21 protein-coding genes and 1 tRNA gene are annotated in these 24663 nt (G+C 64.4%); 15 read left to right on the top strand and 7 right to left on the bottom strand.

Annotated elements, in window-relative coordinates; translation table 11 throughout:
- The first annotated feature begins 70 nt into the window (after window positions 1-70).
- From eno to ACIQTZ_RS22105, 10 genes are all read left to right on the top strand, one after another.
- Window positions 71-1351, top strand: a complete 1281-nt coding sequence (gene eno, locus ACIQTZ_RS22150; protein WP_387433287.1) for a phosphopyruvate hydratase — start codon at window positions 71-73, stop codon at window positions 1349-1351.
- Between the two features lie 169 nt (window positions 1352-1520).
- The gene (locus ACIQTZ_RS22145; protein WP_402984148.1) at window positions 1521-2312 is read left to right on the top strand and encodes a septum formation initiator family protein; all 792 of its coding nucleotides are present in this window, start codon (window positions 1521-1523) and stop codon (window positions 2310-2312) included.
- Window positions 2313-2380: 68 nt separating this feature from the next.
- On the top strand, window positions 2381-3070 hold the full coding sequence (locus ACIQTZ_RS22140; RefSeq protein ID WP_400330745.1) for a DUF501 domain-containing protein: 690 nt from the start codon (window positions 2381-2383) through the stop codon (window positions 3068-3070).
- Window positions 3067-4023: an exopolyphosphatase gene (locus tag ACIQTZ_RS22135; protein WP_402984145.1), complete on the top strand. Its 957-nt coding sequence runs from the start codon at window positions 3067-3069 to the stop codon at window positions 4021-4023. The genes ACIQTZ_RS22140 and ACIQTZ_RS22135 overlap by 4 nt, the downstream gene beginning before the upstream one ends.
- Window positions 4020-5399, top strand: a complete 1380-nt coding sequence (locus ACIQTZ_RS22130; protein WP_402984143.1) for a S8 family serine peptidase — start codon at window positions 4020-4022, stop codon at window positions 5397-5399. Before ACIQTZ_RS22135 ends, ACIQTZ_RS22130 begins: the two co-directional genes overlap by 4 nt.
- A 38-nt stretch (window positions 5400-5437) precedes the next feature.
- Window positions 5438-6892 (top strand): NAD(P)/FAD-dependent oxidoreductase, encoded by a 1455-nt coding sequence (locus tag ACIQTZ_RS22125; protein ID WP_400330754.1) that lies wholly within the window; start codon window positions 5438-5440, stop codon window positions 6890-6892.
- 83 nt (window positions 6893-6975) lie between these two features.
- Window positions 6976-7896: an N-acetyltransferase gene (locus tag ACIQTZ_RS22120; RefSeq protein ID WP_402984140.1), complete on the top strand. Its 921-nt coding sequence runs from the start codon at window positions 6976-6978 to the stop codon at window positions 7894-7896.
- Between the two features lie 21 nt (window positions 7897-7917).
- A tRNA-Leu gene (locus ACIQTZ_RS22115) sits at window positions 7918-7991 on the top strand.
- Window positions 7992-8213: 222 nt separating this feature from the next.
- Entirely contained in the window at window positions 8214-9575 is a 1362-nt protein-coding gene (locus tag ACIQTZ_RS22110; protein ID WP_402984137.1) for an ABC transporter substrate-binding protein, read from the top strand.
- Window positions 9576-9855: 280 nt separating this feature from the next.
- Window positions 9856-10710 carry a phosphotransferase family protein gene (locus ACIQTZ_RS22105; protein WP_402984135.1) on the top strand — a complete coding sequence of 285 codons (855 nt, stop codon included), beginning with the start codon at window positions 9856-9858 and terminating at the stop codon, window positions 10708-10710.
- A 554-nt stretch (window positions 10711-11264) separates the two neighbouring features.
- On the opposite strand, the gene ACIQTZ_RS22100 is transcribed toward ACIQTZ_RS22105, so the two are convergent.
- The 4 genes from ACIQTZ_RS22100 to ACIQTZ_RS22085 are packed head-to-tail and all read right to left on the bottom strand — an operon-like array spanning window position 11265 to window position 15291.
- Window positions 11265-12035: an ABC transporter ATP-binding protein gene (locus ACIQTZ_RS22100; RefSeq protein WP_402984132.1), complete on the bottom strand. Its 771-nt coding sequence runs from the start codon at window positions 12033-12035 to the stop codon at window positions 11265-11267.
- Complete coding sequence (locus tag ACIQTZ_RS22095) at window positions 12032-13039, bottom strand: ABC transporter ATP-binding protein (RefSeq protein WP_402946983.1); 1008 nt, start codon at window positions 13037-13039, stop codon at window positions 12032-12034. Before ACIQTZ_RS22095 ends, ACIQTZ_RS22100 begins: the two co-directional genes overlap by 4 nt.
- On the bottom strand, window positions 13036-14004 hold the full coding sequence (locus ACIQTZ_RS22090) for a branched-chain amino acid ABC transporter permease (protein ID WP_400330768.1): 969 nt from the start codon (window positions 14002-14004) through the stop codon (window positions 13036-13038). The genes ACIQTZ_RS22095 and ACIQTZ_RS22090 overlap by 4 nt, the downstream gene beginning before the upstream one ends.
- Before the next feature lie 9 nt (window positions 14005-14013).
- Complete coding sequence (locus tag ACIQTZ_RS22085) at window positions 14014-15291, bottom strand: branched-chain amino acid ABC transporter permease (RefSeq protein ID WP_400270488.1); 1278 nt, start codon at window positions 15289-15291, stop codon at window positions 14014-14016.
- A 401-nt stretch (window positions 15292-15692) separates the two neighbouring features.
- Here ACIQTZ_RS22085 and ACIQTZ_RS22080 point away from each other — a divergent pair, with 401 nt between their 5' ends.
- Window positions 15693-16616, top strand: a complete 924-nt coding sequence (locus tag ACIQTZ_RS22080; protein ID WP_402984129.1) for a Bax inhibitor-1/YccA family protein — start codon at window positions 15693-15695, stop codon at window positions 16614-16616.
- Window positions 16617-16683: 67 nt separating this feature from the next.
- On the opposite strand, the gene ACIQTZ_RS22075 is transcribed toward ACIQTZ_RS22080, so the two are convergent.
- From ACIQTZ_RS22075 to galT, 3 genes are read right to left on the bottom strand one after another with little or no spacing between them, the layout of a single operon-like run.
- Complete coding sequence (locus tag ACIQTZ_RS22075; RefSeq protein ID WP_402984126.1) at window positions 16684-17922, bottom strand: acetyl-CoA C-acetyltransferase; 1239 nt, start codon at window positions 17920-17922, stop codon at window positions 16684-16686.
- Window positions 17923-17975: 53 nt separating this feature from the next.
- Window positions 17976-19136 (bottom strand): galactokinase, encoded by a 1161-nt coding sequence (galK, locus tag ACIQTZ_RS22070; RefSeq protein ID WP_402984123.1) that lies wholly within the window; start codon window positions 19134-19136, stop codon window positions 17976-17978.
- Window positions 19133-20275 carry a galactose-1-phosphate uridylyltransferase gene (gene galT, locus ACIQTZ_RS22065; protein WP_402984120.1) on the bottom strand — a complete coding sequence of 381 codons (1143 nt, stop codon included), beginning with the start codon at window positions 20273-20275 and terminating at the stop codon, window positions 19133-19135. The genes galK and galT overlap by 4 nt, the downstream gene beginning before the upstream one ends.
- Before the next feature lie 99 nt (window positions 20276-20374).
- Between galT and ACIQTZ_RS22060 the strand changes: the two genes are divergently transcribed.
- From ACIQTZ_RS22060 to ACIQTZ_RS22045, 4 genes are read left to right on the top strand one after another with little or no spacing between them, the layout of a single operon-like run.
- Window positions 20375-21325, top strand: coding sequence for an aldose 1-epimerase family protein (locus ACIQTZ_RS22060; protein WP_402984117.1), 951 nt, complete (start codon window positions 20375-20377; stop codon window positions 21323-21325).
- A gap of 57 nt (window positions 21326-21382) precedes the next feature.
- On the top strand, window positions 21383-22663 hold the full coding sequence (locus tag ACIQTZ_RS22055; RefSeq protein WP_402946971.1) for an AI-2E family transporter: 1281 nt from the start codon (window positions 21383-21385) through the stop codon (window positions 22661-22663).
- 3 nt (window positions 22664-22666) lie between these two features.
- Window positions 22667-23905 carry a threonine ammonia-lyase gene (gene ilvA / locus ACIQTZ_RS22050; RefSeq protein ID WP_400270495.1) on the top strand — a complete coding sequence of 413 codons (1239 nt, stop codon included), beginning with the start codon at window positions 22667-22669 and terminating at the stop codon, window positions 23903-23905.
- A 12-nt stretch (window positions 23906-23917) separates the two neighbouring features.
- Window positions 23918-24535, top strand: coding sequence for a rhomboid family intramembrane serine protease (locus tag ACIQTZ_RS22045; RefSeq protein ID WP_400330788.1), 618 nt, complete (start codon window positions 23918-23920; stop codon window positions 24533-24535).
- The last annotated feature ends 128 nt before the right edge of the window (window positions 24536-24663 follow it).

The following is a 24663-nucleotide window of genomic DNA, read 5'->3' as shown; positions in this document are numbered from 1 at the left end:
AGTAGCGACGAGGACGTCGAGAATTCCCCTCTAGATTCCTGTAAATCGCTTCACCATAAGGAGCACATCCATGGCGCTTATCGATGCCATCCACGCACGCGAGATCCTTGATTCCCGCGGTAACCCGACTGTAGAAGTTGAGGTCCTGCTCTCTGACGGCCAGATCGGCCGTGCAGCAGTTCCTTCCGGTGCCTCAACCGGTGAGCACGAGGCCGTTGAGCTCCGCGACGGCGACAAGGGCCGTTACCTCGGCAAGGGTGTCCAGAAGGCCGTAGACGCCGTCATCGACGAAATCTCCCCGGCCCTGATCGGCTTCGACGCCACGGACCAGCGCAGCATCGACCAGGCGATGATCGACCTCGACGGTACCCCGAACAAGGGCAAGCTGGGCGCCAACGCCATCCTCGGTGTTTCCCTTGCCGTGGCCAACGCCGCTGCCGCTTCGGCCGACCTGCCGCTCTACAAGTACCTCGGCGGCCCGAACGCCCACGTCCTTCCGGTTCCGCTCATGAACATCCTCAACGGTGGTTCGCACGCAGACTCCGACGTCGACATCCAGGAATTCATGATCGCCCCGATCGGTGCAGAGACCTTCTCCGAGGGCCTGCGCTGGGGTGTCGAGGTTTACCACAACCTCAAGGCTGTCCTTCAGGAGAAGGGCCTCTCCACCGGCCTGGGCGACGAAGGTGGCTTCGCTCCCAACCTGCCGTCCAACCGCGCTGCACTGGATCTGATCCAGGAAGCCATCAAGAACGCCGGCTACACCCCGGGCACGGACATCGCCCTGGCCCTGGACGTTGCTTCCTCCGAGTTCTACAAGGACGGCGCTTACCAGTTCGAGGGCAAGGCCCTCAGCGCTTCCGAGATGAGCGCCTACTACGCCGGACTCGTTGCCGACTACCCGCTGGTTTCCATCGAGGACCCGCTGGACGAGAACGACTGGGAAGGCTGGAAGACCCTCACCGACACGATCGGCGACAAGGTCCAGTTGGTTGGCGACGACCTCTTCGTCACCAACCCGGTCCGCCTGCAGCAGGGCATCGACGCTGCCACGGCCAACTCGCTCCTGGTCAAGGTGAACCAGATCGGTTCCCTGACCGAGACCCTGGACGCTGTTTCCCTGGCCCAGCGCTCGGGTTACACCACCATCACCTCGCACCGCTCCGGCGAGACCGAGGACACCACCATCGCCGACATCGCCGTTGCCACCAACGCCGGCCAGATCAAGACCGGTGCCCCGGCCCGCTCCGAGCGCGTTGCCAAGTACAACCAGCTCCTGCGCATCGAAGAGGAACTCGACGACGCCGCACGCTACGCCGGCCGCAGCGCTTTCCCGCGTTTCAAGGGCTAGCCTTCAGCGAAAACAGCTGACCGGTGGCTATGGTGGAAAGACCATAGCCACCGGTTCTGTTTAACGCTTGCCTGCTGAACCGCGGGCGCACCAGGACTTCGGTCACGTACCCAGGCGCAGGGCAAGCGCAGCAACCCGCCAGGCAAGCACCGGGCATTACAGGAGTGTCATGGCCACCCGTCGTCCCAAGGTACCCAAGGCTGATGCCCTCGGCAGGCCGTCCGGTCAGGCCACTTCAGGCAAATGGCCGGGGAAGACCCCGGCTGCCCCGGAGCCCACGCGCCAGGGTTCTGCGGGCCAGGCTGGCGGAGATCTCATCGAGGCCGAGTTCGGCGCTCCCCGCGCAAGCGCCGCAGGTGGTTCGAACGCCAAGCCCGCTCCCCGCGTTGAAGCCCACGGCAAGGCTGCCGGCCCCCGCAGGCCCGGTGCGCCCAGGACGCCCGTCCGTCCACGGGTTTCGACTGCCGGAAAACCGACGTCCACCGGCGCGGCAGCGGCCGCGACAAAAGCCCCGGCCACCGGATCCGGCGCCAAGGACAAGGCATCTCAAGGGACGCCGGCGAGCGATCCCGTACCGGCCAAGGCGTTCTCCGGCCGCGTTTTGGCGCTGGCCGTCGTGATGATTGCCATCACCATCATGCTGGCCCCGACGGTGAAGATTTTCCTGGAGAAGCGCTCCGAAATCTCGGCGCTGGAAGCCGAAATCGCCAGCAAGGAAGCCGAGCAGGCGGACCTCAACAAGCAGCTCTCCCGGTGGCAGGACCCCAACTATGTGAAGCAGCAGGCCCGCGACCGCATTAACATGGTTATGCCGGGTGAAACGGGTTACTGGGTATTTGGCGGGGATGAAGCCGCTGGAACCCCTGGGGGCCGCACCGGCTCCGGATCATCTGCGAACCCGGCAAACCTGCCTTGGGTGGATGCACTTTGGGAGTCCATCAGACGATCGGCAACAGACTAGACGCGGTGCCCGCCGCCGTCGTGCCCTGACGGGAGGCGACCAAAAGGGCAGGAAGGTTGGCAGCGCAAGTGGAAGAGAACACGGCAGCAATGCCGCAGGAATCCCGCCAGCCATCAGCACATGACCTCGATGTGCTGAGCCGTCAGCTTGGCCGGCCCGTCCGTGACGTGGTGGAGATCCCCGCGCGTTGCGTGTGCGGCAACCCGCTGGTTGCGGCAACGGCACCGAGGCTCAGCAACGGAACACCGTTTCCCACCACGTTCTACCTCACGCATCCCGTGATCACCTCGGCTGTTTCCCGGCTGGAGGCCGGTGGCCTGATGAACCGGATGAACGATCGCCTGGTCGAGGACCAGGAGTTGGCCACCGCTTACCACGGTGCCCACGATGCTTACCTGCAGGCGCGCAACGGGATTGCCGAACGTTCCGGAACCGGAGCCGTTCCGGAAATCGCCGGCGTCTCTGCCGGCGGCATGCCCACCCGGGTCAAGTGCCTGCACGTGCTCGTGGGGCACTCGTTGGCCGCCGGTCCCGGGGTGAACCCCCTGGGCGACGAGGCGCTGGAGGCCATCTCCGAGTGGTGGACCAAGGACCGCTGCTATTGCGACGGCGCCTGGGACACCGCGGGGGAGACCCCGTCGAGGGACCTCAGCCGCCACGGCCCGCAGGGCCTGCCGGACATCGTGGGCAGGCCTGCCCCGGTCCGGAAATCGAAGACCTCCCTTTCCACCCCGGAATCGACGGAAGAGCGTACATGAGCCGCGTTGCCGCCATTGACTGCGGAACCAATTCCATCCGCCTGCTGATCGCCGATGTGTCGCCTGACAGTGCGGCAGGTCCATTGACCGACGTCGTCCGGGAAATGCGCGTGGTGCGCCTGGGGCAGGGTGTGGACGCTACCGGCGAACTCGCACCGGAGGCCCTGGACCGCACGTTCGCCGCGGCCAAGGACTACGCTGCCCTCATCGGTGACCACGGAGCCGGATCTGTCCGGTTCGTTGCCACGTCCGCTACCCGCGACGCCCGCAACCGCCAGGTGTTCGTGGATGGCATCCGGGACCTGCTGGGGGTTGCCCCCGAAGTCATCTCGGGTGACGAGGAAGCTTCACTGTCATTTGCCGGAGCCAGCAGTGTCCTGCCCATCAAGGGCGACGACGCTGTCCTGGTGGTTGACCTGGGCGGCGGCAGTACCGAATTCGTCCTGGGCGACGCGAACGGAGTGATAGCCGCCCGTTCGGTGGATATCGGGTGCGTCCGGCTGACCGAGCGGCACCTCACGAGCGACCCGCCGACGGCGGCCCAGATCGCCGCTGCGGAGGCCGACGTCGACGCTGCCCTGGATCTCGCGGCACAAACGGTACCGCTTGGCCGCGCCACAGCCGTGGTTGGCGTGGCGGGTTCCATCACCACCATCACCGCGCACGCCCTTGGGCTGGCCGAATACCAGCCCAACAAGATCCATGGCGCGTACCTGGACATTGAGACCATCAGCGATGCCGCCACCAACCTGCTGGAAATGAGCAGGTCCGAGCGGGCTGCCCTGCCCTACATGCACCCCGGCCGGGTGGACGTCATCGGTGCAGGTGCGTTGGTGTGGCGCAGGATTCTGTGGCGCCTGGGCCAGGCCAGCGACGGCCGCATCCAGGGGGCAACCTCCAGCGAGCACGACATCCTTGACGGCATCGCGCTCAGTATCCGGGGAGTTGCATGACCATGCGGCACAGGCGGCTCCTTTCGGCCTCGTTGGCTGCCTTCCTGGCCGGAGGATCCCTGGTGGGGGGATTGGCCTCCGCTCCTTCGGCCATGGCGGATTCCTGGCGTGACAAGGAGCAGTGGCTCAAGGACTCAGGCATCACGAATGCCTGGCAGGTCTCCAAGGGCGCCGGTGTCAAGGTTGCCGTCATCGACAGCGGCGTCGACGGCAACCACCCGGACCTCAAGGGCGTGGTGACGGGCGGGGCCGATGCTTCCGGAGCCGGAGCCGCCAACGGCCAGAAGAGCATCGGGGCAAAGCCGGAGCACGGAACCCTGGTGGCCACCATGCTGGCCGGACGCGGCCACACGACGCCGACTGCCTCGCCCACCGCTTCTCCGCCTGCGACCCCTACGGTTCCACCTGCAGGGGGACCGGATGGCATGGTGGGCGTAGCCCCCGAGGCTGACATCCTGTCCGTTTCCACGTGGCTTGGCTCGCCCAACCCGGGCGGCAAGACGGACCAGGAACAAATTCCCGTGGCCGTTCGCTGGGCAGTGGACAACGGCGCCAAGGTAATCAACATTTCCTTGGGCAGCACGTCTCCGGATTGGCCGCAAAGCTGGGATGCCGCGTTCCTGTACGCCGAGCAGAAGGACGTGGTGATCGTCGCAGCCGCGGGCAACCGCGTGGGCGGCAACGTCCAGGTGGGTGCACCGGCCACCATTCCCGGTGTCCTCACCGTGGCCGGCCTCGACAGTGACGGAAAGGCCAGTGTCGACTCCTCGTCGCAGGGCATCAGCATTGGCGTTGCGGCTCCCGCCGAAGACCTCGTAGGTGGCGTTCCGGGTGGCGAGTACGCCGAATGGGCCGGCACCTCGGGCGCTGCCCCGATCGTGTCCGGCGTGGCCGCATTGATCCGCTCCAAGTGGCCTGACATGAGCGCCAAGCAGGTGATCAACAGGATCGTCAGCACGGCCAAGGATGCCGGCGCCCCAGGCAAGGACCCCATTTACGGTTACGGAATCCTGGACGCCGAGGCTGCGTTGAAGGGTGACGTGCCCACCACCTCCGTGAACCCCCTGGGGTCCATCGCGGACTGGATCCGCGTGCACCGCCGTGGCGACTTCAGCACACCTTCGCAGGCACCGGTGGCCAGCCCCACAAGTGCGGCTCCAACGTTGGCCGATCCTACCGTTCCCACGGCGAAGACGCCGGCGGGCGTCGACGACGCCCTGCCTGCCGCCGTCGTGCTTGGTTTCGGTGGCCTTTTCGCCGCCATTGTTACGGGCGCAGCGCTGCAGCTGCGGCGTGCTTACAGGAACCCGCCGGCGGTGCCGGAAGAGGCCGAAACCGGGGCCGTGGAAGTGGTGGATCCACCCGCGAAGAAGTAGCTAGTGAAGATTTTCACAAAGTGCTGTACTCTGGATTCATGGCAACCACCCCAGAGCTCATTGACCGTCCGCGCGTTCTTGTCGTCGGCGGCGGCTACGTCGGCCTGTACGTAGCCCTCAAACTGCAGAAGAAGATCGCGAACGCAGGTGGCATCGTCACCGTCGTGGATCCACTGCCCTACATGACTTACCAGCCGTTCCTCCCCGAGGTGGCCGGTGGCAACATCGAGGCCCGCCACGCCGTGGTCTCCCACCGCCAGCACCTGAAGCAGACCGAGCTCATCCAGGGCCGCGTCACCGGCATCGACCACGCCAACCGCACTGCGGTGGTTGCCCCCTCCGACGGCGGCGAGCCGTTCGAGATCCCGTACTTCGACGTCGTGATCGCCGCAGGCGCCATCACCCGCACGTTCCCCATCAAGGGCCTCGCGGACAAGGGCATCGGCCTGAAGACCATCGAGGAAGCCGTTGCACTGCGCAACAAGGTCCTGGAGCGCATCGAAGCAGCGTCCACCATGACCGATCCTGCAGAGCGCGCCAAGGCCCTCACCTTCGTGGTTGTCGGTGGCGGATTTGCCGGCATCGAGTGCCTCACCGAAATGGAAGACCTCGCCCGCGCTGCCGTCAGCAACAACCCGCGCGTCCGCCAGGAAGAAGTCCGCTTCATCCTGGTCGAGGCCATGGGCCGCATCATGCCCGAGGTCACGGCACCCCAGGCCGAGTGGGTTGTTGAGCACCTCCGCAGCCGCGGCATCGAGGTCCTGCTCAACACCTCCCTGGACAGCGCCGAGGGCAACCTCAAGCTCATCAACCTGCCGGACAAGACCTCCGCAGGCGAAGTTGAAGCTGACACCCTGGTCTGGGCTGCCGGTGTGCAGGCCAACCCGATGATCCGCTCCACCGACTTCCCGCTGGAACCGCGTGGCCGCGTCCGCGTTCTCCCGGACCTGCGCATCGCGGGCGACGAAGGCATCATCGAGAATGCCTGGGCTGCCGGTGACATCGCCGCTGTTCCGGACCTCACGGGCAAGGGCCTGCCGGACGGCACCTGCGTGCCGAACGCACAGCACGCGCTTCGCCAGGCCAAGAAGCTCGCCAAGAACCTCTGGGCTTCCCGCTGGGACAAGCCGCTCCACGACTACAAGCACAAGAACCTTGGTGCTGTAGCCGGCTTCGGCGAGTGGAAGGGCGTTGCCAACATCAACCTCCTGGGCCGCATCGGCCTCAAGGGCGGTCTCGCCTGGCTGGCACACCGTGGCTACCACGGCATGGCCATGCCCACGGTTGAGCGCAAGTTCCGCGTGATCTTCGGTTGGATCCTGTCCTTCTTCGCAGGCCGCGACACCACCCAGCTGATCGACCTGGACAACCCGCGTGGTGCTTTCGTGGCCGCAGCGACCCCGGCTCCCAAGCCTGCCGCTGCTCCCGCACCGGCCCCGGCTGCTGAAAAGCCCGCCGAGGAAAAGACCCCGGTCACGGCTGACGCCAAGTAGTACCTCGCCCGACGGCGGCTGCTCCCCCAGGGGAGTGGCCGCCGTCGCGCATTTAACCGGGACGCCGCCCCTAGACTGTTTCCATGGCTGGCGAAACCGACCTCCAAACACTTCTTGGTTGCATGCACCCCGTGATGCGGGACGGAGACTATGTCTACGCTCTTTGGCCGCACGGAAGACCCCTGGAGGGTGACGTGGAGGCCGCCGTCCGCGAGGCCGAGGGCCTGACGGTGGTCCTTCGCCGCGCTGAGGCTGAGAGGTTGGGGCTCAGCTACGATTTCGTGGCGGCCTGGATTACCCTCCAGATCCATTCGGCGCTTGAAGCCGTGGGCTTGACGGCCGCGGTCAGCGCTGCCCTGACGCATGCGGGGATCAGCTGCAATGTCCTGGCCGGTTTCCACCATGACCACTTGCTGGTTCCTGCCACCGATGCGGGCAGGGCCATGGAGGTCCTTCACTTGCTTGGCCGCGGCATTGTGCTGAGGAGTGAGCAGCCCGAGGACCGGCCGGCCATCCTGGCGCTGACCGCGCAGGCGTTCTCGGTCTCGCCGGTGACGGGCGAGCCGGTTGAAGGGGTGCCGGTGGAGGTCGGCCTGCTCCGTGAATTGTTCGACTGCGAAGAGTACGTTCCTGATCTCAGCATCGTGGCGGAGATCGGCGGTGACATTGTGGGGCATGTGATCAGTACCCGAGGCTCGGTGGGCGGCCTGGTGCTGGTAGGCCTCGGCCCGATCGGGGTAGCTCCAACCCTGCAGCGCCGGGGGATAGGCTCGGCCCTCATGCGCGAAACCGCGGTTCGCGCGGCTGCCGCCGGGATCCCGGGGATCGCGCTCCTGGGCAGTCCGGCCTACTATCCGCGGTTCGGCTATGTACCGGCGGCCTCGTTGGGCGTCGAACCGCCGGTTGCCGCCTGGGGAGACCATTTCCAGCTTCTTCGGCTGCCGGGATGGCCCGACGGCGTCACGGGCACCTTCCGCTATGCGGCGCCGTTCGATCGTCTCTAGCTGGGATACCATGGTCCGGGCGCCCCAGTAGCCCAATTGGCAGAGGCATCAGACTTAAAATCTGCGTGTTGTGGGTTCGAGTCCCACCTGGGGCACTGCAAGGAAGGGGAGGAGTATCCTCCCCTTCCTTTTTTCGTGTGCCTCTCAGAGAATTTTCCCAGTCGGCTCGTAGATTCCCCACAGGCAACGAGTGTTATAGGGATGTGACCTGAATCACTTATCTTCACGGATCAATTGCACTAGTTTGAGCAGTAATCAGGAATACCTGAGCAATCGCATCAAAGGCAGTTCGCACCTTTCGATCGAGGAGATTACGCATGTTTGATCTTTCCCAAGCGGCGCCCAGGGCCGCCAAGCTAACCGCGCTTGGCATTGGGGTCGCTCTTCTCGCCACGGCCTGTGGCGGGTCTTCCACGCCGAGCCAGACCGGCTCCGGTTCCAGTTCCGCAGCCTCGGCAGGGATATCCTGCCCGGCTCCCAGTGCAGGTGCAGGGGCCGGCAACAGCCAGGCCGCTACCAACACGGGACCCGTGCCTCCTTCGACCACCACCACGTCCACGCCACTGAAGCTTGGTTCGCTCCTGCCGACAACGGGGTCGCTGGCGTTCCTCGGCCCACCTGAAATTGCCGGCGTCAACCTTGGCATCAAGGAAGTCAATGACGCCGGTGGTGTCCTGGGTGCTCCCGTTTCCGTGATCCACCGCGACTCCGGTGACACCAAGACGGACATCGCAACGCAGTCCACCACGGCCTTGCTCGGCCAGGGTGTCAGCGCCATCATCGGTGCGGCTTCGTCCGGCGTTTCCAAGACGGTCATCAACCAGATCACGGGTGCCGGGGTTATCCAGTTCTCGCCTGCGAACACGTCGCCCGACTTCACCACCTGGGACGACAAGGGCCTGTATTGGCGTACTGCACCCTCGGACGTCCTCCAGGGCAAGGTGCTCGGCAACTACATGGCCACGTGTGGCGCCCAGACCGTTGGCATGATCGTGCTTAACGACGCTTACGGCACCGGCCTGCAGAAGAACGTGAAGGAAGCCTTCGAGGCAGCAGGCGGCAAGGTTGTTGCCGAGGAACTCTTCAACGAAGGTGACTCGCAGTTCAGCAGCCAGGTGGACAAAGTTCTTGCCGCCAAGCCGGACGCCATCGCACTGATCACGTTCGACCAGGCCAAGAGCATCGTCCCGCTGATCACCGGCAAGGGCATCAAGCCGACGCAGCTTTTCATGGTTGACGGCAACACTTCTGATTACAGCAAGGACTTCCAGCCCGGCACCCTGAAGGGCGCACAGGGAACCATTCCCGGTACGTTCGCCAAGGATGCCTTCAAGCAGAAGCTCCTGGCCATCGATCCCGCCCTGAAGGATTACAGCTACGCAGGTGAGTCCTACGACGCCGTGAACCTGATCGCCCTGGCAGCTGAGGCCGCCAAGAGCACCAAGGGCAAGGACATCGCGGCCAAGCTGAAGGAAGTCTCCGAAGGCGGCGAGAAGTGCACCAGCTTCGCGGCCTGTGTGACGCTCCTCCGCGAAGGCAAGGACATCGACTACGACGGCCAGTCCGGCCCCGTAACGTTCTCCGACGCCGGTGACCCCACCGAGGCGTACATCGGTATCTACGAGTACCAGGATGACAACACCTACAAGCCGGTTCGAGAAGAGTTCGGCAAGCTGTAAGCCACACTCCTTCCCCCGACCCGAACAGGTCCCCTTCCAACAGGAAGGGGACCTGTTCTGCGTCCGGATCTCCCGAAGCCCGTGTTGCGGGGCCTGCTCTGCAGGCTGTGGGCGGAGTTTGGGGCGCCGAGCGGGCCCCGCAACGCGGCTCGTGTGCGGCCACGACCCACATTGCCGGCACCGCCAGCCCTTGGGCATCCCTATCTCGGCGTGTCGCGTCTCAACGTCCGCAAAGCAGGTCGTGACGGTACACGAGCCCGCCGGGTGGCATGCTGGTGGGGTGACTGATGGGATCAGCGAAAGACAACACGGCCTGCTTGTCTCGTGGCTGGGTGGCTTCACTGTGGTCACAGACCATTCGTGGCCCTTGCAGGACACCACGGTGCTCCGTGTGGAAACCCCGGATGGCTGCCAATATATCGTCAAGGCCAGTCAGACAAGCCACCATATCCGCCGTGAAATCGCCGCCTATTCACGGGGAATGCCGGCCCTCGAAGGACTTGTTCCCACGTTGGCCCACGCGGCTCCCGAGGCTGGCCTTCTGGTTACGAGATACCTCCCTGGTGCACTGGTTGCCGGCAGCATTGCGGAAGTCACCTCCGATACATATCGCCAGGCGGGAGAACTCTTGGCGCGACTCCATCGCCCCGCAGGTACGTCGGCAAGCTACATGCGGTCGCTGCGCGACAGGACCAATTCTGTGCTGGAAAAGGCCGGGAGACTGCTTCCCGAAGACACGGTGCGGCGCCTGTCCGAGGTGGTGGCCGCCGTCGAAGTTTCGCCTGTGGAGCTGGTGTCAACCCACGGTGACTACCAGCCGCGGAACTGGTTGCATGACTGCGGGCGGGTGAAAGTCATCGACTTTGGCCGCGCGGACCTTCGCCCATGGGTCCATGACCTGGTTCGGCTGAGTCATCAACAGTTCCTGACGCACCCCGAACTCGCGCCGGCCTTCCACGAAGGGTACGGAAGGGTTGTTGAAACGGATCTCGATCGACGGTTGTGGACACTCGAAAACGTGGACCAAGCCATTGGAACAGTCGTTTGGGCCCACCGCGTGGGAGACGGATCGTTTGAGCAGCAGGGGATCGCCATGGTCGAAAGGTTGCTGGTCCGAAACCACGTCCTGGATTAACGAGGGCACGGCCCCATCCACGCGGAAAGGGCCTCTTTCTTTGGTGTTGTGAGGCCTGCTCTGCGGGCTGCGGGCGGAGTTTGGGGCGCACGGCGGGCTCCGCAGTGCGGCTCGTGTGCGGCCACGACCCACTTTGAAGGTGCAGCCCTCCATTGGGCATCCCTATCTCGGCGTGTCGCGTCTCAACGTCCGCAAAGTAGGTCGTGACGGCACACGAGCCCGCCGGGTGTGCCCCGCCACCAAGAGCGAGAGGTTCGACGACGGCGCCTGCGTGAGTGCCGACGTCGTGCGTCTGCGTTTATGGGAGATGAGCGGGCGGCCACGACCCACTTTGGGCCTCGCCCAGGCGGACACGTCGGTGTTCCGGAGCCCGAAGGGACTGTGCGTCCGCAAAGTAGGTCGTGACGGTCCGCACCCCCGAGGCAGATGCTCGTTGTGGGGCCTGCCCTGCGTTCTATTCGAGGAGTATGGTCGCAGAGCGGGCGCCGCCAGGGGCAAAGAGCAGGCCCCGGGTCAGTTGCCTGAACCGGGGCCCACGTGGTGTTGGCGAGCTCCTAGACCTCGTCGGCCAGGGTGCCCAGGTAGAGCTGGATGACCTTGGGATCCTTCATGAGTTCGCGGCCCGTGCCGGTGTAGGCGTCGCGGCCTTGGTCCAACACGTATCCGCGGTCGCAGATCTGCAGGCAGCGCCGGGCGTTCTGTTCAACCATGATCACCGAAACACCGGCGCGGTTGATCTCGTGGACACGGAGGAATGTTTCGTCCTGCTTGACGGGGGAGAGGCCTGCAGACGGTTCATCGAGAAGCAGCACCGCGGGATCCATCATGAGCGCCCGTCCCATGGCAACCATTTGGCGTTCGCCGCCGGACAGGGAGCCCGCCCGCTGTGCACGCCGCTTGCCGAGCTCAGGGAAGAGTCCTGTGACAAAGTCGAAGCGCTCGGCGAAGACCTTGGGCCGCTGGAACAGGCCCATCTGGAGGTTTTCCTCGATGGTCAGCGTGGCAAAGACGTTGTTGGTCTGGGGGACGAAGCCAACGCCCTGGGTGACAAGCTTGTTGGCCTTCAGCCCCGTGAGGTCCTGGCCACGCACCACCACGGCGCCGGAGTGGACCTTCACCAAACCGAACATGGCCTTCAGGAGCGTGGACTTGCCGGCGCCGTTGGGGCCAATGATGCCGATCAGCTCACCCTTGCGGGCCTCGATGCTGCAGCCGTTGAGGATGTTGACGCCCGGCAGGTACCCGGCCACGAGGTCGGTGACTTTGACGACGGCGTCTTCCGTGGGATTGCCTGCGGGGGCGGGGATTGCGCTGGTGGCGCTCATTTCTCGTCCTCCTTGGTTTCGGTCACGCCGGTTGCGGTTGTTTCGGTGGACAGCATGCCGGCGTCTTCGGTGCCGACCACTGACTCCTCGTCGGCGACGAGTTCGGCTTCCAGCTCCCGGATGCCCTGGGCGTCGCCCAGGTCCACGTCGTGGTGGGCGCCCAGATAGGCGTCGATCACGGCGGGGTTCTTCATGACTTCGCCCGGAGGACCCTCGGCTACAACCTTTCCTTCGGCCATGACCACCACCCAATCGGCAATGTGCCGGACCATGTTCATGTCGTGCTCGACGAAGAGGACGGTCATCCCTTCGGCCTTGAGGTTCTTGATGTGGTCCAGCAGGGACTGGGTCAGGGCCGGGTTGACGCCGGCCATGGGCTCGTCGAGCATCACCAGCTTGGGGCGGACCATGAGGGAGCGTGCCATTTCCAGCAGCTTCCGCTGACCACCGGACAGAGAAGCCGCGTAGTCGTCCTTCTTGGCATCGAGCTTGAACTTCTCCAGCAGGACGTTGGCCTGGGCGGTGATCTCCTTTTCCCTGCCACCCCAGATCCCCTTGAAGAGGGCCTTGGACAGGCGCTCGCCGGGCTGGTCGGAGGCACCGAGGCGCATGTTCTCCATGACGGTCAGCTTGCCCATCACCTTGGTGAGCTGGAAGGTACGGACCATGCCCATGCGGGCCACTTTGTAGGAGGAGACCCCGGCGAGGCTGTTGCCTTCGAACTGCCACTTGCCGGAGTTCGGAGTGTCGAATCCCGTGAGCAGGTTGAAGAGTGTGGTTTTGCCGGCGCCGTTGGGCCCGATCAAAGCGGTGATCTTGTGGCGGGGGATTTCGAGGTACTCGACGTCCACGGCGTTGATGCCGCCAAACGAGCGCGTCACGTTCTCTGCCACCACGATGGGATCGCGCTTCTTGCAGCCGGGGGTATTCTCCCCGACGGCGATGGGCCGCGAGTCTGTCATGTAATCGATGTTTTCGGTCGGCTGACCGTTGCTTTCACTCATGCGAATGCAAGCTCCTTCTTATTGCCGAAGACGCCTTGCGGGCGGAAGATCATCAGGAGCATCAGGGCCACGCCCACCAGGATGTAGCGCAGCTGGCCGGCTTGGACCGTGGTAAGCCAGGTGACTGCTCCGGATTCGATGAGCCCGTACAGCAGGCTCTGGGTCAGGGACAGCACCACCCAGAAGATCATGGCACCGATGACGGGTCCCAAAACGGTGGCCATGCCGCCCAGGAGGAGGCAGGTCCAGAGGAAGAACGTCAGCTCGGTGCCATAGTTGGACGGTTGGACTGCGCCGCGGGGGAGCGTGAAGATCATGCCGGCGAGGGCGCCGAGTACACCGCCGATCACCAGGGCCTGCATCTTGTAGGAATAGACGTTCTTGCCGAGGGAACGCACCGCGTTCTCGTCTTCGCGGATACCCTTCAGGACGCGTCCCCACGGGCTGCGCATGAGCAGCCACACCAGGAGGCAGCAGACGATGACCAGTCCCCACCCAACCACGCGGATGAAGAAGTCCCTGTTGTTCATGCCCATGTAGGACCCCTCGGGGAAGGGGTTCATGGAGTAGAAGCCACCTTCGAAGGCGGCGAGTCCGTTGGCCGAACCCGTAACGCTCGTCAGTTGGTTGGTGGTCACGACATACCGCACGATTTCAGCCGCGGCGATGGTGACGATGGCCAGGTAGTCCGCTCGAAGCCGAAGGGTGGGAATGCCGAGGATGAAGGCGAAGATTACCGAACACAAGACGGCGATGAGCAGGCCGATGAAGAACGGCGTTTTGAAGGTCAGCGTCGAGATCGCGAAGCCGTAGGCTCCCACAGCCATGAAGCCGGCCTGGCCGAAGTTCAGCAGGCCGGAGTAGCCGAAGTGGACGGCGAGGCCCAAAGCGGCAAGGGCGTAGGCCGCCGTCGTTGGACTGAACAACTCACCGGCGGCGCTGGAGAAGATAAATCCGAAATCCATGGCCCGCTCCTAACCCACACGCTCACGCCGGCCGAGGATGCCCTGCGGTCGGAACAGAAGGACAACAATCATGATGAACAAAGCACCGACGTACTTCAGGTCGGCCGGCAGCCCGAACACGGTGGTCAGTTCCACAAAAATGCCAACGACGATCGAACCGATCAGCGCACCGAAGACGGTCCCCAGGCCACCCAGCGTCACGCCGGCGAAGATGAGGAGCAGGATCTGGGAACCCATATCGAACGTGACTCCGGGACGGTAGTAGGCCCACAGGATGCCACCAAGGGAGGCAAGCACGCCGCCGACGATCCAGACGATGCGGATCACCGAGTCCACGTCGATGCCCGAGGCTGCCGCGAGGGCTGGGTTGTCCGCCACTGCACGGGTGGCTTTGCCCAGGCGCGTTTTGAGCAAAACGATGCCGATCAGGGCGATGACGACGGCACTGATCACCAGGGACCACAAGTTGTTGGGCGAGATGGAAATGGGGCCGAGTTGGATTTCTGCGCTCTGCGCGCCTGGCAGTTGCTGGGTGGCTCCACCGAAGTAGAACTGGATCACATAGCGGATGGCCAGGGCCAAGCCGATGCTGACGATCATCATGGGAACCAGGCCGGTGCCGCGGCGGCGCAGCGGACGCCAAAGGCCGGCATCCTGGGCGTAGCCGAAGAGGCCGCCGCCCACCAGGGCCAGCAGTATCGCGAGCCAGAACGGGAACCCGAATCCATTGAAGAGGAACACCAGGACGGCGCCGAGCGTGACCATCTCGCCATGGGCAAAGTTGGTCAGGCCCGTGGTTCCGAAAATGAGCGACAAACCAACGGACGCCAAGGCCAGCAGGAGGCCGAAGCTGAGGCCTGCAACCAGGCGGTTGAGGAGATTTTGGCCGAAGTCCTGTTGCTGGACCACGATGCCTTTGCCGAAGGCGAAGATCACGGACAGGTTGGACGTTTGGCTGAACGTGACATTGCGGGGATTTTCCTGGCCGTCGGCCAGTTTGATGCCGTCCGGCAGGGTGGAGGTATCGAGTTCGATCTTGTAGGTGCCTTGGACCGGGACTCCGATGTTCCATGCACCATTGGTGCCGGAGGTCGCCTCGCCTTCGAATCCGTTTCCTGAGGCTTTGATCTTGACGCCGGCTATGGGCGCCCGGGCGTCGTCGCGGAGGAATCCGCTGATGCTGTTCTGGAAATTGGTGGCTGATGGCGAAGGCGAGGGGGTGGTTGCCTCCGCCGCGGGAGCGGCGATCAACAGAGTGGCGATGAGGGCCGCGAAGAACGCCCCCATTGCTCTCCGTAGTCCCTTGGACCGTCTGATGGACGGGTCGCGCAGTGTGCTTCTCAAAATGGAAACCTCCACAGTGGGGGTGGTCCCGGCTGCGCCATTGCAACCGGTGCGAACGGACACGGGGCTTGGCACATTTCCTGCCTGCGTCTCAAAATGTGACCCAAGTCACCCATGCTGTGGCTATGTTACCGCTCAGTGCGGCCAAAAAATGCAGGGCCAAGGGGTCCAAAGGTCGCGATCAGGTAACAAAAGTGACGCAGGAGGCAACTGCCCTCCACTCTTCCAGCGCCGTGTCACGGTTGGGTTTCTTCTGGATGAACAAGGGAACTTTCCCTGCCGCGCGTGCGTGGTAATTGGTACCGTGAATTATCACTCAGCCCTTTTTCAGGAGGACACCCGCAATGGCACTTGGCGGAAACCCGATCTTCAACGGAAAGAATTTCCGTGGAGCCAAACAGGCACCGTCTGTACCGCAAAATCCGTATGGCAACCCCTACGGCCAGCCGTTTAACCAGGTACCCGGACGTGCCCCCAGCCAGGTCATGGATAGCCAGGCAGCATGGTCTGCCCAGCAGCAGAGCATGACCAACGAACAATTGCAGCAGATGTACAACCAGCCTGCCGCAGGTCCGGCCGATACCGGCCGCATGACGTACGACGACGTCATCATGAAGACCGTCATGTGCCTCGTCGTCCTGGTCCTGGGCGCTGGCGTCACCTTGTTTGTCGCCCCGACGTTGGCTACAACGCTCATGATCGTGGGCGCGTTGGGTGGCTTCGTGCTCGCCCTCGTGAACACCTTCAAGAAGCAGCCCTCACCTGCGCTGATCCTTGCGTACGCAGGACTTGAAGGCCTGTTCCTTGGTGGCCTTACCCGCATCCTTGACGGAATGTTCCCCGGCGTCGGCCTCCAGGCAGTCATCGGTACCTTGGCAGTCTTCGGCGTCACGCTCCTGCTCTTCAAGAGCGGCAAGGTCCGTGCCACGCCCAAGATGATCCGCTTCTTCATGATCGCCACCATCGGTTACGCAGTGTTCGCGCTGATCAACCTGGTGATGATGTGGACCGGTGCCGTGCAGGAGCCCTTTGGCCTGCGCACCAGCATCACCATCGCCGGTATCCCGCTGGGCGTTTTCATCGGCATCCTCGCGATCGGCCTCGCTGCCTTCTCGTTGATCATGGACTTCACCAGCATCGAGGAAGGCGTCCGCGCCGGCGCTCCGGAACGCTATTCCTGGGTTGCCGCGTTCGGCCTGACAGTCACCCTGGTTTGGCTCTACGTTGAAATCATCCGCCTCCTCGCCATATTGCGCGGCGACGACTAAAGACGACCAAGCGAGCCATGCGGAAGATGCCCCCGGAGATATCGGGGGCATTTTCCCTTTAAAGCAGTCAGCCCAGGCGTTCGAAAACCACGGCCATTCCTTGGCCGCCGCCCACGCACAGGGTGGCCAGCCCCAGTGTCCCGTCGCGTTCCTTGAGCCCGTTGAGCAGGGTGGTGGTCATGCGTGCTCCCGTCATGCCGAAGGGGTGGCCCACGGCGATGGCACCGCCGTGGACGTTCAGCTTCTCCGGGTTGATGCCCAGTTCCCTGGCGCTCGCGATCACCTGAACGGCAAAGGCCTCGTTGATTTCCACCAGGTCCATGTCATCGATGGTGAGCCCGGCCTGGGACAGTGCGCGCCGAGTGGACTCGACCGGGCCCATTCCCATGAGCTCGGGTGAGAGGGCGCTGACGCCGGTGGAGACCACCCGGGCCACTGGCTCAAGGCCCAGTTGGCGCGCACGCGCGTCGCTCATGACTACCAGTGCCGCAGCACCGTCGTTGAGCGGACAGGCATTGCCTGCGGTGACGGTTCCCTCGGCCCGGAAGACAGGCTGTAGCGCAGAAACCCCGTCCAACGTGACGCCGGCACGTGGGGAGTCATCGGCACTGACCACTGAGCCGTCCTTGCGTGTGTACGGGGTGGTTTCCCGCGCGTAGAAGCCCGAGGCAATGGCCTCTTCTGCCCGGTTTTGGCTCAGCACGCCCCATTCGTCCTGCTCGGCCCGGGTGATCCCGTAGGTGGTGGCCACGTTTTCCGCGGTCTGTCCCATGGCGATGTAGATATCCGGAAGCCTGCCGCCCAGCCGTGGGTCGGTCCAGGGAATGTTGGACGCCGCACGCGCTGCCGTCCGTTGGGCAGCGGCATCAAAGCGGGGGTTGTGGTTGGCGGCGTCTGTTTCACCGGCACCCTGCCAGTTCTGGTATCGGGAAACACTTTCGACGCCGGCGGCCACCACTGCGTGCGCCTCGCCGGCCCTGATGGCGTGGAAGGCCATGCGCAAGGTTTGCAGGCTCGAGGCGCAGAACCGGTTGACGGTGGCTGCGGGCACGCTGTCCAGGCCGGCCAGGACGGCTACCACCCTGGCCATGTTGGAGCCGGCCTCACCGCTGGGTTCGGCACACCCAAGCAGGATGTCGTCCAAGCCGCCACCGTTGAGGGCAGCGGCGTCAAAACCGGGGATTTTGGCCAAGGCGGCCTGCACCATGGCCGTAGCAAGATCGTCGGGGCGTTCGTCCTTGAGGGAGCCTTTGAAGGCCCGGCCAATTGGACTCCTGGCAGTGGAAACAATGACGGCCTCGGTCATGGCCCCAGCTTACGCCCGGTATCGGTACGCAAACCGGGGCCAGGCCCGGCCTTTCACGCCAAGCGAAGCGCTCCCGCCGCCGGAGTGACGGTGAAGATGTCCGGTTCAGTGAAGCCGGCCTGGGCAAAAGCACGTACGACGGCGTCCCGCACCTGCTGCTCCTGGCGCACCGGAGTGAGGGCGATCGCCGAGCCGCCGAAGCCACCGCCTGTCATCCGGGCACCGATGGCGCCGTGAGTCTTGGCGGCCTCGACGGCCAGATCCAGTTCCGGGCAGGAAATCTCGAAATCATCCCGCATCGAAGCATGGCTGGCATCGAGCAGGAGGCCGATGCTGGCAGGGCCGTGGCTGCCCAGCAGCTCTACGGTTTGCAGCACACGGTCGTTTTCCGTCACCACGTGGCGGACGCGGCGCAGCGTGGTTTCGTCCAGGACGCCGGAGGCTTCTTCGAGGTCTTCCACGCCAACATCGCGCAGGGCGGTGACGCCCAGGACCTCTGCGCCCAACTCGCAGGACGCCCGGCGCGAGGCATACCCGCCGTCGGCGTGGGAGTGCGAGACTTTGGTGTCGATGACCAGCAGCACCAGTCCTGCGGATTCTGCATCGAAGGGGACCAGGTCCACGTGCTGGTCACGGCAGTCAAGGAACACAGCGTGGCTCTTGGCGCCGCGGAGGGAAGCCGATTGGTCCATGATCCCCGTAGGGGCGCCAACAAAGATGTTCTCGGCCCTCTGCGTTTCCAGGACCAGTTCTTCAGCACTGAGACCAGCGTCCGTGAGTTCGTTCAGGGCCGTGATCACTGCGCACTCAATGGCGTGCGAGGAAGACAGTCCGGCGCCCAGGGGCACGTCGGAATCCAGCAGGAGGTCGAAGCCGGGCACTGTGATTCCGCGTTCCTGCAGAGCCCAGGCCACGCCCAAGGGGTAGCGGGACCACCCTTGGCCTGAGCCGGGTTCCAGGCCCTCCAGCGACGTTTCCACCAGTCCGTGGCCGCCGAACGTGGAGAGCAGGCGAACGGTGGCGTCGTTGCGGAGCCTGAGGGCAACTTTGGCGGTCTTGTCGATCGCGAACGGCAGGACGAAGCCTTCGTTGTAATCGGTGTGCTCTCCGATGAGGTTCACCCGTCCCGGTGCCTGCCACACGCCGTCGGGGGCTGTTCCGAACGTCTCCTGGAAGCGTTCGGCCAGGGCGCTGGTGTCTGTGGTGGTGGTCATGCGGGGGAGCCTTCCAGGGTCTTGACGGAGGGGGCGCCGGCGACGCTGCGCAGGCGTTCTGCCACGGCCTCCGGAGTGGTGTCGTTGATGAACGCACCCATCGCCGCCTCCGAGCCGGCCAGGTACTTCAGCTTATCCGCGGCGCGCCGGGGTGAGGTGAGCTGCAGGTGCAACTGTCCGGCGGGACGCAGCGAAGAATCCAGGGGAGCCTGATGCCAGGCCGAGATGTAGGGCATGGGCGTTGGATACAGGGCGTCCAGGCGCTTGAGCAGGTCCAGGTACACGTGTGCCAGTTCGTCCCGTTCCTCCCCGGTCAGGGCCGCAAGATCGGGAACGTGCCGGTGTGGAACCAGGTGGATCTCCAGGGGCCACCGGGCAGCGAAGGGAACGTAGGCGCTGAAGTGGCGTGCTTCCAGCACCATGCGGCTTCCGTCTTCCCGTTCGGCCCTGAGCAACGACGCCGCGAGCGTTTCCTTCGCGTCGACGTCGTCGTAGTACTTCCGGGCAACAGCGCCCAGGCTGGCGGCGCGCGGAGTGACGTAGGGGTAGGCGTAAATCTGGCCGTGTGGGTGGTGCAGCGTCACTCCAATGTCTGCGCCGCGGTTCTCGAAGGGAAACACCTGCTTGATGCCGGGCAGGGCGCTCAAGGCTTCGGTGCGCTGGGCCCATGCTTCGATGACCGTGCGTGCCCTGGTCTCGCCAAGTCCGGCGAACGAGCCCGTGTGCTGCGGGGTGAAGGCCACTACCTCGCAACGGCCGAACGCGGCTCCCTTGATGCCGTGGCCTCCGCTGGCGGGGGCTTGTGGAATATCGCCCAGCGCAGGACCCAACGAGGGGAAGCGGTTCTCGAAGACCACCACGTCGTAGTCAGGAGCAGGTATCTCCGACGGGTTGGCGGCTGTGGTGGGGCATATGGGGCACTGCTCAGCCGGCGGAAGGTGGGTGCGGCTCTGGCGGTGGGCAGCCACCGCAACCCACTCTCCGGACAAAGCGTCGTACCGCACCTCGCCGGGTTCCCCGCGGGCCGGAAGGTCCCGGTGGTCCACCAAGGACCCAGGTGTCCGTTCGGGAGTCCCGGGGTCGTCGAAGTAGATCAGCTCGCGGCTGTCGGCGAGGCGGGTAGTGGTGATGCGACTCATGAACCCATCATTCCATAAGCAATCAAAAACGCATAGTTTCTAACAAAAATTAACATTGCTCGAATCCGGTCAAGCATCGGGGTGCAGTACGGTATTTCCATGCCTGACTCTTCCCCCACTCCAGATGCAGAACCCCGGTCCGAGGCGCGCCGCTTTGCCACAGGCCGCCAATTCGAGTTGCGCCGCGGCGAGGCGATCGCAATTGTCACGGAACTGGCTGCCGGCCTCCGCTTGTACTCGCGCGGCGGAGTCCAGCTGACCGAAAGCTACGGGGACGCCGATATTCCTCCCGGTGCCACGGGAATCACCCTGGCGCCGTGGGCCAACCGCGTGGAAGACGGCGTGTGGCACCTCGAGGGCAAGAAGCAGCAACTCGACGTTACAGAGGTGTCCCGCAACAATGCCAGCCACGGCCTGCTGAGGAACGCCGGGTACGCGCTGGTGGATGAATCCGAGTTTTCCGTGACCTTGGAGGCCACGGTCTTTCCGCAGCACGGCTACCCGTTCCTGGTCCGCCACCGCGTCCGCTACGAACTCGATGCCAACCAGGACCTGCACGTCGAGCAAACCCTGGTGAACGATTCGGATGCCCAGGCACCCTTCGTTCTCGGGGCCCATCCTTACCTGCGCCTCGGTGACGTTGCTCCGGAAGACCTGACGTTGCACGTCAAGGCGGGAACCCGGCTGGTTGCCGACGAGCGCTTGATTCCACGGAGCACCGCCCCCGTGGAAGGCGATTTCGACTTGTCCGGAGGGCGCTCCGTGGGCAGTTTGGACATAGACGTCGCCTTCACCGATTTGGCGTACGACGGCGGCACTGCCCGCCACACGCTGAGCGCACCGGATGGGCGCAGCGTGAGCCTGGTGCAGGACCGGAACTGCCAGTATGTCCACGTGTTCGTGACCGACACGTTCCCGGGCCGGAGCAAAGCCGTAGCGCTGGAACCCATGACGGGTCCGGCCAACGCTTTTAACAGCGGAGACGGCCTGCGTTGGCTGGCGCCCGGTGGATCCTTCGCCATGACCTGGGGTATCAGCGCTTCGCTTTAGCCGGTTTGCGGGTAGTGCCGGTTTCCCATACGGCCCGGGCTGCGGAAGTATGGGTTCATGACGCCAACACCGGACGCCAAAACCCGTTCAGACCGCCAAATTGCCGAGGATATACCGTACGGTGTGCGCATAGCGGCCGCATGGTCCTGGCGTGCCGGCCTCATTCTGGTGATGATCGGCATCCTCGTCTGGCTGCTGGGCAAGGTCAGCTTCCTCATCATCCCGGTCATGGTTGCTGCCCTGCTGGCAGGCCTGCTCTACCCCGTGGTGGTTTGGCTGCGCAACCTGAAGGTGCCCAACGGGCTTGCTGTGGCCATCACGGTGCTGGCCTTTATTGGCGTGATCGCAGGGGCCTTGGCCCTGGTGGGACGCCAGTTGGCGGCCGGCTTCGGGGAGCTGTGGCAGGAGGCGCTTACCGGCATTCAGCAGGTCCAGACCTGGCTTGCCGACGGTCCACTGCACCTGACCGCGGACCAGATCGACAAGTACATCGCCGACGCAGCAAACGCCCTGCAAAACAACAGCAGCAGCATCCTGAGCGGAGCGCTCTCCTTCGGCAGCACGGCAGGCCATTTCGCGGCCGGACTGGTGCTGGCACTCTTCATCCTGATCTTCTTCCTGCTGGAGGGGAGCCGGATCTGGGCCTTCCTTGTCCGGCTGCTCCCCAAGAAAGCCCGGCGGGCCACGGATGGGGCCGGCCGCCGCGGGTGGACCTCCATGGTCAATTACGTGCGGATCCAGATGTTCGTCGCTTTCGTGGATGCCGTGGGCATCGGCGTCGGAGCTGCAATCATCCAGGTTCCCCTGGCATTGCCCTTGGCTGTACTGGTGTTCATCGGCTCGTTCATCCCCGTGGTGGGTGCGCTGGTGACCGGTGCCATCGCCGTCCTGCTGGCCCTGGTAGCCAACGGACCGGTCAACGCCTTGATCATGCTGGCGATCGTGCTGTTGGTCCAGCAACTCGAGAGCCACATCCTGCAGCCACTGGTCATGGGCAAGGCCGTAGCGCTGCATCCGGTCGCCGTCATCCTCACTGTGGCGGCCGGTTCCTACCTCGCAGGCATCCCGGGAGCACTCTTTGCCGTTCCAATCCTCGCCGTAGTAAATACGGCCGTTCGCTACATTGCCGGGCGGACGTGGGAACATGATGGGGGACTGGGAGCGGCTGAGGCCGCCACCGCCGAAGGTTCACCGGGGCCTGACGGCGACTCCAATTTCAAGGACGTCGCCCTTCCCGCCGGTCATACCCGAGGCGGCGCCAGTTCCGACAGCAAGGCCAAGGTTTCAGGAAGCGTCCCCACGGAGCCTTCTGACGCCGACACCAACAAAGGAGAATAGCCAGTGAATACCCTCGAAACCCTGCCCGTCACGCTGGACGATGTCCTCAAGGCGCAGGAGCTGCTCGAGGGCATTATTACGAAGACTCCGGTGGAGTCCTCACGGGCACTTGGCACCCTCGTTGGCGGCAACGTCTTCTTCAAATGCGAGAACCTGCAGCGCGCCGGTTCGTTCAAGGTCCGCGGTGCCTACGTCCGCATGGCCCGCCTCTCCGAGGACGAAAAGAAGCGTGGCGTCGTAGCGGCCTCCGCCGGTAACCACGCCCAAGGCGTAGCAGTCGCCGCGAAGAGCCTGGGCATCAACGCCCGCATCTACATGCCGCTCGGCGTGGCCCTTCCCAAGCTCGCCGCCACCCGGAGCCACGGCGCGGAGGTGGTGCTTCACGGCCACAACGTGGATGAAGCCCTGGCCGAGGCGCAGCGCTACGCCAACGAGACCGGTGCAGTCTTCGTTCACCCCTTCGACAACGTGGATGTAGTGGCAGGACAGGGAACCATCGGGCTGGAAATCCTGGACCAGATCCCGCACGTGGACACCATCCTCATGGGCGTCGGCGGTGGCGGCCTGCTGGCCGGGGTGGCGGTCGCCATCAAGGCCAAAGCCAAGGAGCTGGGCCGCGACATCCGTGTCATCGGCGTCCAGGCCGAAAACGCTGCCGCCTACCCGCCGTCGTTGGCTGCCGACGCCCTGGTACCCCTCAAGAAGGTTTCCACCATGGCAGACGGTATCGCCGTAGGCCGGCCGGGACAGCTCCCGTTCAGCATCATCCGCGAACTGGTGGACGACGTCGTAACTGTCAGCGAAGACTCGCTGGCACGGGCGCTGATCTTCCTGCTGGAGCGGGCCAAGATGGTGGTGGAACCGGCCGGCGCGGTGGGAGTAGCCGCACTGATGGACGGCAAGATCGAAAACCCGGGGAACACCGCCGTCGTGCTCTCCGGCGGCAACATCGATCCGATGCTTATGCTGAAGGTCATCCAGCGCGGTCTCTCCGCGGCCGGGCGGTTCATGACCGTCCGGATGATGCTGGACGACCGGCCCGGTTCCCTGGCAACGATCGCCCGCATCATCGCGGAAAACGACGCCAACGTCACCGGGCTGGACCATACGCGCCTGGGCGGCTCCATCAGCATGGGCGACGTTTCGATCACCATCAACCTGGAAACCAAGGGCCACGAACACGGGGAACAAGTACTGGGCGCGCTCCGCGCCGAGGGCTTCCAGCCGATCGTGGTGCACTGACAGGAGGCCGGCATGGTGCTCGAAACGCCCGATGGTTCAAAGGCCGAGGCCCGCGATTCGCTGGCGGGAAGGGCCAAGGGAGGGTTGCTCTTCATGGGCGGCTTCGTGGTGCTGCTCTACGTCATTGAGTTCCTGAATACGCTCATGTCGCATGGGCTCAACCGCACGTTTGGCTTGCGATCGCGATCTCTCGACGGTGTCCTGGATATCCTGACCTTCCCGCTGCTGCATGCCAACCTCAACCACTTGCTTTCCAATACGCTGCCGCTGCTGATCTTCGGCTTCCTGGTGTTCCTGGCGGGGCTGAGGGTGTTCATCACGGCACTTGCGTTCAGTTGGCTGGGGTCCGGCCTGACCGTCTGGCTCATCGGCGGGGGAGGAGTCACCGTTGGCGCCTCCGGACTGGTGTTTGGATTCTTTGCCTTCCTGCTGGTCCGGGGATTCTTCAACCGCAGTTGGTGGCAGATCCTGTTGTCAGTGGTGCTCTTCATGGCCTATGGCAGCATCTTGTTCGGCGTGCTGCCCACCGTGATGGGGTACGTTTCGTGGCAGGCGCACCTGGGCGGCGCGATCGGCGGCATCGTCGCGGCGATCCTCCTGCGCCCCAAATCCACAGCCACCACCCCCTAAACCCAACTGGGTCGCATTTAAGCGCGTTTTGAGGGGGTGGGAGCAACGCTGGGGGGTTAGGCCGCTTGTAGCAGCTGGTTAAGCCGGTTGGCTGGGGTTTCGAGGTTGAGGGTGGGTCGGGGTCTGCG

It is taken from the genome of Paenarthrobacter sp. NPDC090520, from assembly GCF_044769205.1.
GTDB lineage: Bacteria > Actinomycetota > Actinomycetes > Actinomycetales > Micrococcaceae > Arthrobacter.
Note: the sequence above shows the minus strand (reverse complement) of the source record. Positions and strands in the feature narration are given on the sequence as shown.

Excerpts from the sequence above, each read along its gene's own strand:
- eno (WP_387433287.1), top strand. The coding sequence starts at position 71 with ATGGCGCTTATCGATGCCATCCACGCACGCGAGATCCTTGATTCCCGC.
- ACIQTZ_RS22145 (WP_402984148.1), top strand. The coding sequence starts at position 1,521 with ATGGCCACCCGTCGTCCCAAGGTACCCAAGGCTGATGCCCTCGGCAGG.
- ACIQTZ_RS22135 (WP_402984145.1), top strand. The coding sequence starts at position 3,067 with ATGAGCCGCGTTGCCGCCATTGACTGCGGAACCAATTCCATCCGCCTG.
- ACIQTZ_RS22130 (WP_402984143.1), top strand. The coding sequence starts at position 4,020 with ATGACCATGCGGCACAGGCGGCTCCTTTCGGCCTCGTTGGCTGCCTTC.
- ACIQTZ_RS22125 (WP_400330754.1), top strand. The coding sequence starts at position 5,438 with ATGGCAACCACCCCAGAGCTCATTGACCGTCCGCGCGTTCTTGTCGTC.
- ACIQTZ_RS22120 (WP_402984140.1), top strand. The coding sequence starts at position 6,976 with ATGGCTGGCGAAACCGACCTCCAAACACTTCTTGGTTGCATGCACCCC.
- ACIQTZ_RS22110 (WP_402984137.1), top strand. The coding sequence starts at position 8,214 with ATGTTTGATCTTTCCCAAGCGGCGCCCAGGGCCGCCAAGCTAACCGCG.
- ACIQTZ_RS22100 (WP_402984132.1), bottom strand. The coding sequence starts at position 12,035 with ATGAGCGCCACCAGCGCAATCCCCGCCCCCGCAGGCAATCCCACGGAA.
- ACIQTZ_RS22095 (WP_402946983.1), bottom strand. The coding sequence starts at position 13,039 with ATGAGTGAAAGCAACGGTCAGCCGACCGAAAACATCGATTACATGACA.
- ACIQTZ_RS22090 (WP_400330768.1), bottom strand. The coding sequence starts at position 14,004 with ATGGATTTCGGATTTATCTTCTCCAGCGCCGCCGGTGAGTTGTTCAGT.
- ACIQTZ_RS22085 (WP_400270488.1), bottom strand. The coding sequence starts at position 15,291 with ATGGGGGCGTTCTTCGCGGCCCTCATCGCCACTCTGTTGATCGCCGCT.
- ACIQTZ_RS22080 (WP_402984129.1), top strand. The coding sequence starts at position 15,693 with ATGGCACTTGGCGGAAACCCGATCTTCAACGGAAAGAATTTCCGTGGA.
- ACIQTZ_RS22075 (WP_402984126.1), bottom strand. The coding sequence starts at position 17,922 with ATGACCGAGGCCGTCATTGTTTCCACTGCCAGGAGTCCAATTGGCCGG.
- galK (WP_402984123.1), bottom strand. The coding sequence starts at position 19,136 with ATGACCACCACCACAGACACCAGCGCCCTGGCCGAACGCTTCCAGGAG.
- galT (WP_402984120.1), bottom strand. The coding sequence starts at position 20,275 with ATGAGTCGCATCACCACTACCCGCCTCGCCGACAGCCGCGAGCTGATC.
- ACIQTZ_RS22060 (WP_402984117.1), top strand. The coding sequence starts at position 20,375 with ATGCCTGACTCTTCCCCCACTCCAGATGCAGAACCCCGGTCCGAGGCG.
- ACIQTZ_RS22055 (WP_402946971.1), top strand. The coding sequence starts at position 21,383 with ATGACGCCAACACCGGACGCCAAAACCCGTTCAGACCGCCAAATTGCC.
- ACIQTZ_RS22045 (WP_400330788.1), top strand. The coding sequence starts at position 23,918 with ATGGTGCTCGAAACGCCCGATGGTTCAAAGGCCGAGGCCCGCGATTCG.